A 13,069-nucleotide genomic window follows, 5' to 3' on the forward strand; every position below is an offset into this window, starting at 1 on the left:
TTAGTACATTTTAGGAGGCAGTTGTTGGCTGCGCAGGCGTTTTTGCAGGCGTTTTACAGCTGCGGCTTTTTTGCGTTTGCGCTCGGTAGTCGGTTTTTCGTAAGCTTCACGGGCGCGTAGTTCGGTCAACAGACCGGTTTTTTCTACGGCACGTTTGAAACGGCGCATGGCTACTTCGAAGGGTTCGTTCTCTTTAACGCGGATTGCAGGCATTTTATTTCCTTTAAATTTAATTCTGGTTTCAAACCGCCAAAAGGGATAAGGATAAAAGGGGCGGTTTGTAAAAAAGTGGTTGTTTGTATCTCGGGTGTCTTGCGACCGGCGGGATACGCGCCGTGATGTAAACATCACCTCCTAACAAGTCGGCTTGGTGCCAAATATGCCGTCGATGCGGCTGCAAATCAATTGCGGGATTATCTTTGATTAGACAGTTTCTGTCAAGCTGGGGGATTGTCTAAAAAACAGTGTCAGAGTTTCGGAAGCCTTCTTTAAACATCCGACACCAATCGCATTAATTTGCGTATAATGGCGCAACTCCCGATTAACCGACTATGTCAGTAAGGAATACCACACCATGACCTCTATTCATGACCAAATTAAAGAAGTTGTTACCACTCACCGTGTTGTTTTGTTTATGAAAGGCACGAAGCAGTTCCCGCAATGCGGTTTCTCATCCCGTGCCGTTCAAATTCTTAATGCCGCAGGTTGCACCGATTATGTAACCGTTAATGTTTTGGAAAACGATACCGTCCGCCAAGGTATTAAGGAATACAGTGATTGGCCGACCATCCCCCAACTTTACGTCAACGGGGAATTTGTCGGCGGTTCCGATATTTTGATGGAAATGTTTGAAGCCGGCGAATTGCAAGATTTGCTGAAAGCCTGATGAAATATAGCAAAAGGTCGTCTGAAAAATTTTTCAGACGACCTTTTGCCGTGTTCTGCCTGCTTTTCCGAATATTCAAAAAAAAGTATAATCACACCCATTCAAAAACAATCTGAAGCCTGCCAAATGAACGTAACCGTTATCAATCACCCCCTTGTCCGCCACAAACTCACGCTCATGCGCGAGGCTGATTGCAGCACTTACAAATTCCGCACCCTCACTACCGAGCTGGCGCGCCTGATGGCTTACGAAGCCAGCCGTGATTTTGAAATTGAAAAATACATTATCGACGGCTGGTGCGGTCAAATCGAAGGTGACCGCATCAAGGGCAAAACCTTGACCGTCGTGCCGATTTTGCGTGCCGGTTTGGGTATGCTCGACGGCGTGCTCGACCTGATTCCGACTGCCAAAATCAGCGTGGTCGGATTGCAGCGCGACGAAGAAACGCTCAAACCCGTTTCCTATTTTGAAAAATTTGTGGACAGCATGGACGAACGCCCCGCGTTGATTATCGACCCCATGCTCGCGACCGGCGGCTCTATGGTGGCTACCATAGACCTGTTGAAGGCGAAAGGCTGCAAAAATATCAAGGCGTTGGTACTCGTTGCCGCACCCGAAGGCGTCAAAGCCGTCAATGAAGCGCATCCCGACGTTACCATCTACACCGCCGCCCTCGACAGCCATTTGAACGAAAACGGCTACATCATCCCCGGCTTGGGCGATGCGGGCGATAAGATTTTCGGTACACGCTGATTCGTGATTTGAGGTCGTCTGAAACCGAATGTATGGGTTTCAGACGACCTTTTTATAGTGGATTAAATTTAAATCAGGACAAGGCGACGAAGCCGCAGACAGTACAGATAGTACGGCAAGGCAACGCAACGCCGTACTGGTTTAAAGTTAATCCACTATACAAGGTATTTTTCGTTGAAAATCCCATGTTAGAAAGGACAACCATGAGCTTCCAAGACAACCTCGCCGCCATGCCCGACATCGGTCATTTGAGCGGGCTCGACATCCTCGACGCACAAGGCAAAGCCGTCCATCACATCCCCAACGCGCCCGGCAAGCAAGGCTCGCTGAAACTCTACAACGCTTTGGCATTGAATTTCGGCGGCAAGCTCGATGCCGCTGCTGCTGCGCAGGGTTTGGATTGGTTTGCCGAACACGTTGCCGATGCGCAAGCCAATCCGGGCAAACATCCCAATATCGATTTGCTGTTGCAAGTGAAAAACGAAAATCTCAGATTACTTCTAAAGCCGGTTAACGCTTAAACATCGGCTAAGCGAAAGGTCGTCTGAAAACAGAAATCCTGTTTTCAGACGACCTTTTTTTTCATGAACCCGTTTTGTTATAAATAAAATTGTTATATTATAACCAATCAAATTTCTACCCGATACATTTGGAGAACCCATGAAAAAAACCGCATTGTTCATCGCATCCGCACTCCTGTTCAGCACAACCGCCCAAGCACACCGCGTCTGGGTCGAAACCGCCCATACACACGGCGGCGAATACCTGCAAGCCGAATTGGGCTACGGCGAGTTCCCCGAACTCGAACCCATCGCCAAAGACCGCCTGCACATTTTCAGCAAGCCCATGCAGCTGATTACCGAAAAAGGCAAAGAAAATCTGATTCAAAAAGGGACGTACAACTACCAATACCGCAGCAAACTCCCTGTCAAAGACGGCAGCTACCTCGTTACCGCCGAATACCAACCGACCTTCTGGTCCAAAAACAGCGCAGGCTGGAAACAGGCGAGCATTAAAGAAATGCCTGACGCCAGCTATTGCGAACAAACCCGAATGTTCGGTAAAAACATTGTCAACGTCGGACACGAAAGCGCAGACACCGCCGTCATCACCAAGCAAGTCGGGCAACATCTGGAAATCGTTCCGCTGGATAATCCTGCCAACGTCCACGTCGGCGAACGCTTCAAAGTCCGCGTCCTTTTCAACGGCGAGCCGCTGCCCAACGCCACCGTTACCGCCACATTTGACGGTTTCGACACCAGCGACCGCAGCAAAACCCACAAAACCGAAGCCCAAGCCTTCTCCGATACTACGGACGACAAAGGCGAAGTCAGCATCATTCCCCTGCGTCAAGGCTTCTGGAAAGCCAGCGTAGAACACAAAGCCGATTTCCCCGATCAAAGCGTGTGCCAAAAACAGGCGAACTACACCACCCTGACCTTCCAAATCGGTCATACGCATCATTAATATCCAATAACAAAGGTCGTCTGAAAACCGTATTGCAGGGTTTTCAGACGACCTTTTTATCTACTATATTTTAAAATTAAGATATTTTTGAGAAATAAAATTTTAGTAATCTGTGTAAACAGTTAGGTTACCTGTTCTCCAATGTTCTGTATCCCATGATAGAACATCTGGTAAATCTCTATAAATAGCTCGCTGGTTAAATCTAGGCTGTCCGTCTTTTGTGAACCAATAATTTATTACTGTTGTTGATTTAGGTGGAGAAATTTTTTTCTTTTCGTTTAAAGAGGGTTGCCAGAAATAAATAATCAGGGCTTCAGCCATTTCAAGATAATAACGGCTCGCATTTGCTGGCACAACCACTGTTCCTAACCAAAATTCCTGTTCTCTTGTAATAAGTGGGAGTTTATGATGATTCCTAAATCTTGAGGAGAAATTTCCTTCTGTAATCCCACAATATTGGATGGAATTATCACCTCTTTCATATTTTTGTTTGCCTGCCGCAAGATACAATCCATTTCTCAACTCTGGATTGTTAGTAATATCATCGTATGAATATGGACCTTTCCAATTAATAATCAGCGTAGTATGTTCTGACATTTCATAACCTCAGGTAGTGATTTTAAATTTCACAAAAATAAATAAATATTAAATATAAATAATAATATTTAATATTTTATCAGATAATCTCATGAATTAGTATTTTATTATTAATATTAATTTTAATGATCTTAATCAAGGCTTATGCGGCGCAAACGTCCATTGACCAAGCGGCAGGCCCAAATCAAACACGTTCAGACGACCTATTGCCACCCTGACCAAACGCAGGCACGGAAAACCCGCCTTAGCCGTCATCCGCCTGACTTGCCGGTTTTTTCCTTCCGAAATCCGAATTTCCACCCAAAAATCAGGCACGGACTTGCGCACGCGGATAGGCGGCACGCGCGGCCATAAAACATCTGCTTCGTCCGCTTCCAACACGCGAACCTTTGCCGGACGAGTGACAAAATCGCCCAAATCCACTCCGCGCCGCAGCATATCCAGCTTCGCTTCGTCGGGCGAACCTTCCACCTGCGCCCAATAAGTTTTCTCCAGCTTAAACTTAGGATCTGCAATCCGCGCCTGCAAACGCCCGTCGTTCGTCAACAGCAGCAAACCCTCGCTGTCCGTATCCAAACGCCCCGCCGGATAAAAGTCCGACAGCGACACATAATCTTTCAAACACCCATACTTTTCATGCGTCGAAAACTGGCAAATCACGCCATAAGGTTTGTTCAATACGATTAAATCATTCATTTTCATCACATCCTGAAACCAAGCATGAATTGTACCAGCCGTCGCATACGGGCTACAATTTCACGCTTCTTTATATTTTATACAAATGATTTCATACGGTTAAAAAATACCCTGAAGCCCAGCTTGACACGCCCGAGCCAAACCAGTATATTACGCACTTCCTTAGGAGTAATGGCTGAGAGGCTGAAGGCACTTCCCTGCTAAGGAAGCATGTGGGGTCAACCTGCATCGAGGGTTCGAATCCCTCTTACTCCGCCACCATACGAAAACCCGTCGATTATCCGACGGGTTTTCTTTATTTCCCCATGAAACAAAAAGCAGTCATATCACCCCACGCAATCGGGGCTAAGAACAACAGATAGCAAGTAGCTCATCCTAACCGAATATCCCTGCGATAAACTCCTTGTCAGACCCGGTTTATATAAAAGGTCCTTGGATTCGGATTTCAAGTGCAACACTAGGGTACCAGTGGTTGGAACAGATTTAAGAATAAAACACTTGGCGTTTCGTAGCCAAGTGTTTTTCTTGGCCGGTGGTTCAACTCATCTTGAACCCTGCGTATCTCCCGATCACTGATGTTTCGGAAATCGGTTTGTTTGGGGAAATATTGCCGGATGAGTCCGTTGGTGTTCTCACTCAGCGCTTTCTCCCAAGAATGGTAAGGGCGGCAAAAATAGGTTCTCGCCTTCAATGCTTTGGCTATTTTGGTGTGTTGGTAGAACTCTTTGCCGTTATCCATGGTAATGGTGTGGACTCTGGCTTTATATGCCTTTAATACCCTAATGGCCGCCCGGGCAGTGTCTTCGGCTTTTAAGTTCTTTAATTTGCAGATGATGGTGTAGCGGGTAACGCGTTCGACCAAGGTCAATAACGCGCTTTTCTGATTTTTGCCGACGATGGTGTCGGCCTCCCAATCGCCGATGCGGGTTTTCCGGTCGACGATGGCGGATCGGTTTTCTATGCCGACGCGGTTGGGCACTTTGCCTCTGGTCCATGTGCTGCCGTAGCGTTTGCGGTAGGGTTTGCTGCATATTCTGAGATGTTGCCACAAAGTGCCGCCGTTGCTTTTGTCTTGGCGAAGGTAGCGGTAAACGGTGCTGTGATGGAGTGTGATCCCGTGGTGTTTATGCAGGTAGGCACATACTTGTTCGGGACTGAGTTTGCGGCGGATAAGGGTGTCGATGTGCTGAATCAGCTGCGAATCGAGCTTATAGGGTTTTCGCCGGTGCTGTTTGGTCAGCCGGTTTTGCCGTTGGGCTTTATCGGCGCTGTATTGCTGTCCTTGGATGCAGTGCCGCTTGATTTCTCGGCTGATGGTGCTTTTGTGGCGGTTGAGCTGTTTGGCGATTTCGGCGATGGTGCAGTGGCGGGACAGGTATTGGATATGGTATCGTTCGTCTTGGGTCAGTTGTGTGTAGCTCATGGCAATCTTTCTTGCAGGAAAGGCCGTATGCTACCGCATACTGGCCTTTTTCTGTTATGGAAAGTTGCACTTCAAATGCGAATCCGCCGTCGTCTGAAAATACATTTTCAGACGACCTTTTTCAAGTTTGGCTTCCGTATCTGTCAAACAATCCGATCGGATACAGCCGCGTCAATCAATAACGGCCCGGAACGGTTCCCATACGCTGTTTCAGCGAGGTTTGCGGTTCGTTGAACAGGGATGCGTAGAAGGTCGCATTGGTCATGACTTTTTTGACGTAGTCGCGGGTTTCGGTGAAAGGGATGGTTTCAGCGTAAATCGCGCCTTCCAGAGGCGTAGAAGCCTGCCAGTTGCGGGCGCGGCCGGGGCCGGCGTTGTAGCCTGCGGTTGCCATCACTTCGTTGTTTTGCAGGCGGCGTTTGGCATCTGCCATATACCATGTACCCATGCGGATGTTGCCGTCCATGGTGTAGAGTTCGCTGCTGCTCATGCCGATTTTGCCGGCGATTTCGCGGGCGGTGGCAGGCATAACCTGCATCAGGCCTTGCGCGCCGACGCTGGATTGCGCGCCCATGACGAAGCGGCTTTCTTGGCGGATCAGGCCGTAAACCCAAGCGGGATCAACGCCTGCTTGCGAGGCGTAGCGGACGGTGGTCTCTTTAAACGGAGAGAGGTAGCGCAGGTTGTAGTTGAGTTTGCGCTCGGTCCGGTCGGCGCTGTTGATCGCCATGTCGTAGAACTGGTTTTCAAAGGCGACCTGCGCGGCAGTCAGGAGGTTGTCCTCGTTAAAGTCGCGGGTGGCGAAACGCCATTCTGCCTGTGCCTGACGGCGCATTTTGGCATCGTTGCTGCTTTGGCTGTTTTTAAACAGAACCAGCGCGCGTTTGATGGCTCCGTCGTCTGCCATGCGGCGGACGTCTTTTTTATCGGCGTCGGAAACGTTGTTTTTGGTATTGACGCGGCGACCGAGTTCTTCGCCTGCTAAGACGGCGTAGAAATTGCGTCCGCTTGTGGCGGCTTTTTCGTACATTTCTTTAGCACGGCTTTGGTTGCCTTGTGCGGCGTAGCTGCGGCCCAGCCAGTATTGCCAAGTCGGGTCTTTTTGCAGGTTGTCGGGCATTTGTTGGATGATGCCGGACAATTCGTTCCAGCGTTGCAGACGCAGGGCGGCGCGGGCGTACCATTCGAATTGCTCGTCGGTCAGTTGTTTGCGGTCGGAAACGCGGTTGTAGTAGCTCAACGCGGTCTGCATGTTTTGATTTTGCGCTTGGTAGAGTCCCAATACGCCCCATGCGAAGCTGCTTTGTTCGCGGCTTAAGCCGGATTCCATGCCGGACAGGGTAGAGGCTGCGGAGGAGGATTTGCGCGCGTCTTTGCCGATGACGTTCAAAAGGCTATATTCGCGCGCACCTTGCGAGTCGCCCTCAAACGGGCTGCCCAATGCGGCTGCCAAGCTGCGTGCGTCGCTGGTTTGGCTGTTGCTCAACAATCCGCGTACGCGACGCCATGCGTCGTTGCTGTTCAGACGACCTGCCGATGCCGCGCTTTCGATCAAACGGGTACAACCCGCAGGCAGCTTGTTCGTAACGCGCACAAGTTCTGCCGCCATGTTGTAGCTGCCGCTGCTCAGCTCGGCATAACATTGCACTTCCTGCACCCGGCCCGCCGCATTCAGCTTTTTGTTTTCTTGGCGGAACACATCCCATTGTCCGCGCGCGCCGAGGCTTTTGAGCCATTCGTTGCGGACGTTTTCAGCCATCGCGCTGTCGCCCGCTTGCGCCAAGAATTGTTGCACCCACATATCGTCGCCGCGTTTGGCAGCGTCCAGCGCGCCTTGATATTGACCGTAATCGGACAATACTTTGGATTCGCCTTCGGCGCGGCGGGCGGGGATGGAAGCGGGTTCGGTCAGGGAAGAGCCAGGCTCTTTGGATGAAGTCGTGTCGTTTTCGGAGGCACACGCCGACAAAATCGCGGCGGCAATCAGGCTGAGTGAGAGGGAAAATATGCGTTGTGCGTTCATTACGTACCGTATCTTTATTAGAATCAATTAGAACCGCATTCTAAACGATTTGGCGGCATTATCCGAATCTGAAACCGATATTTACATTAACCGCGTAATAAGGGGCAACAAAAAGGTCGTCTGAAAAGCAGGATGGCTGTTTCAGACGACCTTTGAGGCATGGGCAAAGTTTACATGCAGCCTTCGTTTTGCAGCAGGGTAAACAGGGGAACGCCGTTTTCGCGGATTTTGCTGCCGCCAATCAAATCCGTAAATTCCAAAATCGCCGCCGCTTCAACGACTTCGCCGCCGAGTTTGCGGATTAATTCCACGCCTGCGAGCATGGTGCCGCCGGTTGCGACCAGGTCATCGACCAGCAGCACGCGTGCGCCGGGTTTGACCGCGTCTTTGTGGATTTCGACCGTCGCTTCGCCGTATTCCAGCGCGTAGCTTTGCGAAATCGTATCAAAAGGCAGCTTGCCCTTTTTGCGGATGGGGACGAAGCCGACGTTCAACTGATACGCCAACGCCGCGCCGATGATGAAGCCGCGTGCGTCCAAGCCAGCCACGACATCGATTTTCTGACCCATATAGCGATAGACCAGCAAATCCACTAAAAGGCGGAAATATTCCGCGCTTTGAAGTACCGGTGTAATGTCGTGAAATAAAATGCCTTTTTGCGGCCAGTTTTCGATTTTGCGGATTTTGTCCGCCAATGCGGCGACGTCCATCGCCTCAGGATGAACCAACATTTTGCGTGTTCCCAAATGAAAAGTTTTTAACGCGATATTGTAGCCGTCAGACCGTCGGTTGCCAAATCCATCGGGGCTGAAAGGTCGTCTGAACATGAAATTACACGCCCCGTATGCTACAATCAACAGATAATCCCATCGGTACCGACATCATGAAACCCCATAAAAAAGGCAATATTTTCATCATTTCCGCCGCTTCCGGCACGGGCAAGACCACGCTGGTTTCCCGTCTTTTGAAAAACAACGCCGATTTGCGCGTCTCCGTATCGCACACCACCCGCCAGCCGCGCGAAGGCGAACAGCACGGCGTACATTATCATTTTGTTCCCAAAGAGGAATTTGAGTCTTTAATCAAACAGAAAGCCTTTCTCGAACACGCAAACGTTTTCGGCAATTATTACGGAACCAGCATAGCGGGGGTCAATTCCCTTAGCGAAGAGGGTTACGATGTGATTTTGGAAATTGACGTGCAAGGTGCGGCGCAGGTGCGCAAATCGCTGCCCGAAGCGAGCAGCATCTTCATCCTGCCGCCTTCGTTCGAAGTCCTTGCCGAACGCCTTATCGGGCGCGGCACCGACAGCGAGGAAGTCATCCAAACCCGCCTCTCCAAAGCGCGTCACGAAATCGAACAATCCGTCCTGTTTGACTATATTGTCGTCAACGATGATTTGGACAGGGCAGAAGCCGATTTGCTCCACATCATCAAAGCAGGTCGTCTGAAAAAATCTTCCCAGCAAGGATTTATCTCAAACCTGTTGGAAAATTCCTGAAAAACAGCGAAAATACGCATTTACATTCCATCACAAATTAATAGAAAGAAAGCAAACAAATGGCCCGTATCACCACTGAAGACTGCACAGGCAAAATCCCCAATCATTTCGACCTGACCCTCGTCGCCGCCCGCCGCGCGCGCCAGCTTGAAAACGGCAACGCCCCTATGGTTGACGACATCCGCAACAACAAACCGACCGTTACCGCCCTGCGTGAAATCGCCGCCGGTCAAATCGGTACCGAACTGCTGACCCGCAACAAATAATACCGGCAGGCAAAACCTGCCTAACCGCCGCGCGGATTGTATCGGCGCGACACATCCGACCGATACAGTCTGACGGCTCAAAACAAAACACACACCGAAGGCCGTCTGAAATGCCCGCCCCCCAGCCCACTGCCCCCTACGACGCGCTGACTGCCGAAGCACGCGAACTTTTGTTCCGCACCGCCTCCTATCTCAGCCCATCCGAACAGGCCGAGCTTGAAAAAGCCGTCGCCTACGCCTTTCACGCTCATGACGGACAAACCCGTAAAAGCGGCGAACCCTACATTACCCATCCCCTTGCCGTCGCCACGCAACTTGCGTTGTGGCACATGGACATACAAGGCTTGTGCGCGGGCGTGATGCACGACGTACTCGAAGACACGGGCGTATCCAAAATCGAAATGGCGGCGGAATTCGGCGAAACCATCTCCGAGATGGTGGACGGGCTTTCCAAACTCGAAAAACTCAAATTTGAAGATCATGCCGAGCATCAGGCGGAAAGTTTCCGCAAGCTCATCCTCGCCATGACCAAAGACGTGCGCGTGATCGTCGTCAAACTCGCCGACCGCCTGCACAATATGCGCACGCTCGGCTCCATGCGCCCCGACAAACGCCGCCGCATCGCTAAAGAAACCCTCGAAATCTACGCCCAAATCGCCAACCGCATCGGCTTGAACAACGCCTACCAAGAGCTTCAGGATTTATCGTTTCAAAACCTCCACCCGAACCGTTACGAAACCCTCAAAAAAGCGATGGACAACAGCCGCAAAAACCGCCGCGACGTCGTCGGCAAAGTTTTGCGCGCCTTCAGTCAGCGTTTGGTCGGCGCGAATATCGAAGCCAAAATCAAAGGTCGGGAAAAAAACCTGTACAGCATCCATCAAAAAATGTTGGCGAAAAAATTGCGCTTTGCCGAAGTCATGGACATTTACGGCTTCCGCGTCATCGTCAACAGCATTCCCGCGTGTTACGCCGCACTCGGCGCGCTGCACAATCTTTATCAGCCCAAACCCGGACGCTTCAAAGACTATATCGCCATCCCCAAAAGCAACGGCTACCAAAGCCTGCACACGACCTTAGTTGGTCCTTACGGCTTGCCCATTGAAGTCCAAATCCGCACGCGCGAAATGGATGCCGTAGCCGAAGGCGGCATCGCCGGCCACTGGATATACAAATCCGGCGAAAACACCGTCGATCAAGCCGTCCTCCATACCAACCAATGGCTCAAAAACATCCTCGATTTGCAAGCCAGCAGCGCGAACGCCATCGAGTTTCTCGAACACGTCAAAGTCGACCTGTTCCCCAACGAAGTCTATATCCTGACGCCCAAAGGCAAAATCCTCACCCTACCTAAAGGATCGACGCCCATAGACTTCGCCTACGCCGTCCACACCGACATTGGCCATAAAACCGTCGCCGCCCGCATCAACAACACCATGATGCCCCTGCGTACCAAACTCAAAACCGGCGATTCCGTTGAAATCATCACTTCCGAACACGCCAAGCCCAATCCGGCATGGCTGAATTTCACCGTTTCCAGCCGCGCGCGTAGCGCCATCCGCCAATACGTCAAAAACCTCAACCGCCACGACGCCATCGTCCTCGGCGAAAACCTCCTGCAAAAAGCCCTGTCCAGCCTGTTGCCCAAAGACGTATTGCTTTCAGACGACCTCAAAGAAAAATACCTTGCCGACCTCAACGACAAACAAACCTCGTTTGAAGAAGTCCTCTACAACGTCGGCATGGGGCATACCCTGCCCGTGTACGTCGCCATGCACATCGCCGAACTGGCAGGGCAGCACTTCGGCAGCGAAGTCAAACTCAGCCCCATCAAAGTCAACGACCAAGAAACCGGCCGCATCCATTTTGCCGAATGTTGCCACCCCGTCCCGGGCGATTCCGTCCGCGCCCTTTTGGTCAAAGACAAAGGCATGATTATCCACCGCGATACCTGTCCGACCCTGCTCAAATCCGACCCCGAACAGCAGCTTGACGCGAACTGGGAAGGTATAGGCAGCCATACCTACCGCACCGGACTCAGCATCCAGTCCGAAGACGCCCACGGCCTGCTCGCCCTTATGGCGCAAGCCATCTCTAACTCTGGCGCGGATATCGAGTCCGTCGAAACCCCCAACAAAGCGCTGGCAGGTACGGAAGGCTTTGTCGAATTCAAGTTCATCATCAAAGTGAAGGACTTGGCGCAAATCAACCAAATTATTCACAACCTGCACGCCATTCCCCAAGTGCGCAAAGTGGTCAGAAGCTAACGGAAGAAGGGCGGTAAAGCCGATGCCGTTTTGCCGCCTTATGGGGTTTAAGTCTTTCTTAAAATCAAAAACAAAATCGGCAGGATGCGCGAATGCCACAAAGGTCGTCTGAAAACCATGTTTCAGGTTTTCAGACGACCTTTTTAAACCTCATCGTTTACCGTTCGGCGGCGCTGCTTCTTTCGGCTTGCTCTTCTGCCGCTTCATACGCTTCCACAATTTTCTGTACCAGCGGATGACGGACGACGTCTTCGCTGGTAAAGGTGTGGAAATACAGCCCTTCCACGTCGCGCAGTTTTTCGCGGGCGTCTTTCAGGCCGGATTTGATGTTGCGCGGGAGGTCGATTTGGCTGATGTCGCCGGTAATGACGGCTTTTGCGCCGAAGCCGATACGGGTCAAGAACATTTTCATCTGTTCGGGCGTGGTGTTTTGCGCTTCGTCCAGAATCACATACGCGCCGTTGAGCGTGCGACCGCGCATGTAGGCGAGCGGGGCGATTTCAATCAGGCCTTTTTCCATCAGTTTGGTCACGCGGTCGAAGCCCATCAGATCGTAGAGCGCGTCGTAGAGCGGACGCAGGTAGGGGTCGACTTTTTGCGCCAAATCGCCGGGCAGGAAGCCGAGTTTTTCGCCTGCTTCGACGGCGGGGCGAACGAGGACGATGCGTTCGATTTGGTGTTTTTCCATGGCATCGACGGCGGCGGCGACGGCGAGATAGGTTTTACCCGTACCGGCCGGCCCCAACCCGAAGACGACGTCGTGGTTCAACAGCGCGCGGATGTAGCCGTTTTGGCGCGGGGTACGCCCGCCTATGCTGCCGCGCTTGGTGCGGAAATAATATTGTTGGTCGTGGTGTTTTTCTTCGTGTTTCTCGTCGGCGGTTTTGGCTTCGACGGCGGCAAGGCGGATGGCGTTGTCGTCCAAATCGCCTTGTTCGGCGGCTTCGGCGAGCGCGAGCAAGGCGCGGCGGCCGGCGTGGGCGAGTTCGCCCATGAAGGTGAAGTGTTCGAAGCGGCGGCTGATTTGGATATCGAGGGCTTTGCCCAAGGCTTCGAGGTTGCCGTCGAGCGCGCCGCAGAGGCGTTGGAGGACGGTGTTGTCGATGTCTTCAAATTGAAGATGGACGGTATGGGTCATATCTTGTTTCCATGATGATTAAAGGTCGTCTGAAAGGTGCGGGATGCTTTTC

The 13,069-nt window shown here is 51.5% G+C and carries 14 protein-coding genes, 1 tRNA gene and 1 pseudogene; 9 read left to right on the plus strand and 7 right to left on the minus strand.

Going from position 1 to position 13,069, the window contains the following annotated elements:
* Entirely contained in the window at nt 1–213 is a 213-nt protein-coding gene (rpsU, locus tag MON37_RS03065; protein ID WP_002214819.1) for a 30S ribosomal protein S21, read from the minus strand.
* Nucleotides 214–574: 361 nt separating this feature from the next.
* Here rpsU and grxD point away from each other — a divergent pair, with 361 nt between their 5' ends.
* From grxD to MON37_RS03090, 5 genes and pseudogenes are all read left to right on the plus strand, one after another.
* Nucleotides 575–886, plus strand: coding sequence for a Grx4 family monothiol glutaredoxin (grxD, locus tag MON37_RS03070; protein WP_039407809.1), 312 nt, complete (start codon nt 575–577; stop codon nt 884–886).
* 126 nt (nt 887–1,012) lie between these two features.
* Nucleotides 1,013–1,639 carry a uracil phosphoribosyltransferase gene (gene upp, locus MON37_RS03075; RefSeq protein WP_003744890.1) on the plus strand — a complete coding sequence of 209 codons (627 nt, stop codon included), beginning with the start codon at nt 1,013–1,015 and terminating at the stop codon, nt 1,637–1,639.
* A gap of 53 nt (nt 1,640–1,692) precedes the next feature.
* Nucleotides 1,693–1,806: pseudogene (locus tag MON37_RS03080) on the plus strand (IS5/IS1182 family transposase); the annotation flags it as partial.
* 36 nt (nt 1,807–1,842) lie between these two features.
* Complete coding sequence (locus tag MON37_RS03085) at nt 1,843–2,160, plus strand: DUF2322 family protein (RefSeq protein ID WP_003763340.1); 318 nt, start codon at nt 1,843–1,845, stop codon at nt 2,158–2,160.
* A gap of 139 nt (nt 2,161–2,299) precedes the next feature.
* A complete protein-coding gene (locus tag MON37_RS03090) occupies nt 2,300–3,106 on the plus strand; it encodes a DUF4198 domain-containing protein (RefSeq protein ID WP_009313193.1) in 807 nt (268 codons plus the stop codon).
* Between the two features lie 102 nt (nt 3,107–3,208).
* On the opposite strand, the gene MON37_RS03095 is transcribed toward MON37_RS03090, so the two are convergent.
* Nucleotides 3,209–3,703 (minus strand): hypothetical protein, encoded by a 495-nt coding sequence (locus tag MON37_RS03095; protein ID WP_082013629.1) that lies wholly within the window; start codon nt 3,701–3,703, stop codon nt 3,209–3,211.
* A 135-nt stretch (nt 3,704–3,838) separates the two neighbouring features.
* Complete coding sequence (locus MON37_RS03100; RefSeq protein WP_039407554.1) at nt 3,839–4,399, minus strand: pseudouridine synthase; 561 nt, start codon at nt 4,397–4,399, stop codon at nt 3,839–3,841.
* A gap of 165 nt (nt 4,400–4,564) precedes the next feature.
* On the opposite strand from MON37_RS03100, the gene MON37_RS03105 reads away from it, so the two are divergent.
* Nucleotides 4,565–4,657, plus strand: a tRNA-Ser gene (locus MON37_RS03105).
* A gap of 199 nt (nt 4,658–4,856) precedes the next feature.
* Here MON37_RS03105 and MON37_RS03110 read toward each other — a convergent pair.
* The 3 genes from MON37_RS03110 to MON37_RS03120 all read right to left on the minus strand — a co-directional run bounded on the left by MON37_RS03110 (nt 4,857) and on the right by MON37_RS03120 (nt 8,576).
* The gene (locus MON37_RS03110) at nt 4,857–5,822 is read right to left on the minus strand and encodes an IS30 family transposase (RefSeq protein WP_242883739.1); all 966 of its coding nucleotides are present in this window, start codon (nt 5,820–5,822) and stop codon (nt 4,857–4,859) included.
* 175 nt (nt 5,823–5,997) lie between these two features.
* Nucleotides 5,998–7,845: a lytic transglycosylase domain-containing protein gene (locus tag MON37_RS03115; RefSeq protein ID WP_039409283.1), complete on the minus strand. Its 1,848-nt coding sequence runs from the start codon at nt 7,843–7,845 to the stop codon at nt 5,998–6,000.
* A gap of 170 nt (nt 7,846–8,015) precedes the next feature.
* Nucleotides 8,016–8,576 carry an adenine phosphoribosyltransferase gene (locus MON37_RS03120; RefSeq protein WP_039409281.1) on the minus strand — a complete coding sequence of 187 codons (561 nt, stop codon included), beginning with the start codon at nt 8,574–8,576 and terminating at the stop codon, nt 8,016–8,018.
* Between the two features lie 152 nt (nt 8,577–8,728).
* On the opposite strand from MON37_RS03120, the gene gmk reads away from it, so the two are divergent.
* From gmk to MON37_RS03135, 3 genes are all read left to right on the plus strand, one after another.
* Nucleotides 8,729–9,346, plus strand: a complete 618-nt coding sequence (gene gmk / locus MON37_RS03125; RefSeq protein ID WP_009312424.1) for a guanylate kinase — start codon at nt 8,729–8,731, stop codon at nt 9,344–9,346.
* 59 nt (nt 9,347–9,405) lie between these two features.
* Nucleotides 9,406–9,612, plus strand: coding sequence for a DNA-directed RNA polymerase subunit omega (gene rpoZ / locus MON37_RS03130; RefSeq protein ID WP_003740638.1), 207 nt, complete (start codon nt 9,406–9,408; stop codon nt 9,610–9,612).
* A gap of 110 nt (nt 9,613–9,722) precedes the next feature.
* Nucleotides 9,723–11,879, plus strand: a complete 2,157-nt coding sequence (locus tag MON37_RS03135; protein ID WP_003764533.1) for a RelA/SpoT family protein — start codon at nt 9,723–9,725, stop codon at nt 11,877–11,879.
* Nucleotides 11,880–12,036: 157 nt separating this feature from the next.
* Here the strand turns inward: MON37_RS03135 and MON37_RS03140 are convergent, their stop codons facing one another.
* Nucleotides 12,037–13,017, minus strand: coding sequence for a PhoH family protein (locus MON37_RS03140; protein WP_039409279.1), 981 nt, complete (start codon nt 13,015–13,017; stop codon nt 12,037–12,039).
* Between the last annotated feature and the right edge of the window lie 52 nt (nt 13,018–13,069).

The organism is Morococcus cerebrosus, assembly GCF_022749515.1.
Taxonomy (GTDB): Bacteria; Pseudomonadota; Gammaproteobacteria; order Burkholderiales; family Neisseriaceae; genus Neisseria; species Neisseria cerebrosa.

Coding starts and splice junctions, on each gene's coding strand:
- rpsU (WP_002214819.1), bottom strand. CDS start 213: ATGCCTGCAATCCGCGTTAAAGAGAACGAACCCTTCGAAGTAGCCATG.
- grxD (WP_039407809.1), top strand. CDS start 575: ATGACCTCTATTCATGACCAAATTAAAGAAGTTGTTACCACTCACCGT.
- upp (WP_003744890.1), top strand. CDS start 1,013: ATGAACGTAACCGTTATCAATCACCCCCTTGTCCGCCACAAACTCACG.
- MON37_RS03085 (WP_003763340.1), top strand. CDS start 1,843: ATGAGCTTCCAAGACAACCTCGCCGCCATGCCCGACATCGGTCATTTG.
- MON37_RS03090 (WP_009313193.1), top strand. CDS start 2,300: ATGAAAAAAACCGCATTGTTCATCGCATCCGCACTCCTGTTCAGCACA.
- MON37_RS03095 (WP_082013629.1), bottom strand. CDS start 3,703: ATGTCAGAACATACTACGCTGATTATTAATTGGAAAGGTCCATATTCA.
- MON37_RS03100 (WP_039407554.1), bottom strand. CDS start 4,399: ATGAATGATTTAATCGTATTGAACAAACCTTATGGCGTGATTTGCCAG.
- MON37_RS03110 (WP_242883739.1), bottom strand. CDS start 5,822: ATGAGCTACACACAACTGACCCAAGACGAACGATACCATATCCAATAC.
- MON37_RS03115 (WP_039409283.1), bottom strand. CDS start 7,845: ATGAACGCACAACGCATATTTTCCCTCTCACTCAGCCTGATTGCCGCC.
- MON37_RS03120 (WP_039409281.1), bottom strand. CDS start 8,576: ATGTTGGTTCATCCTGAGGCGATGGACGTCGCCGCATTGGCGGACAAA.
- gmk (WP_009312424.1), top strand. CDS start 8,729: ATGAAACCCCATAAAAAAGGCAATATTTTCATCATTTCCGCCGCTTCC.
- rpoZ (WP_003740638.1), top strand. CDS start 9,406: ATGGCCCGTATCACCACTGAAGACTGCACAGGCAAAATCCCCAATCAT.
- MON37_RS03135 (WP_003764533.1), top strand. CDS start 9,723: ATGCCCGCCCCCCAGCCCACTGCCCCCTACGACGCGCTGACTGCCGAA.
- MON37_RS03140 (WP_039409279.1), bottom strand. CDS start 13,017: ATGACCCATACCGTCCATCTTCAATTTGAAGACATCGACAACACCGTC.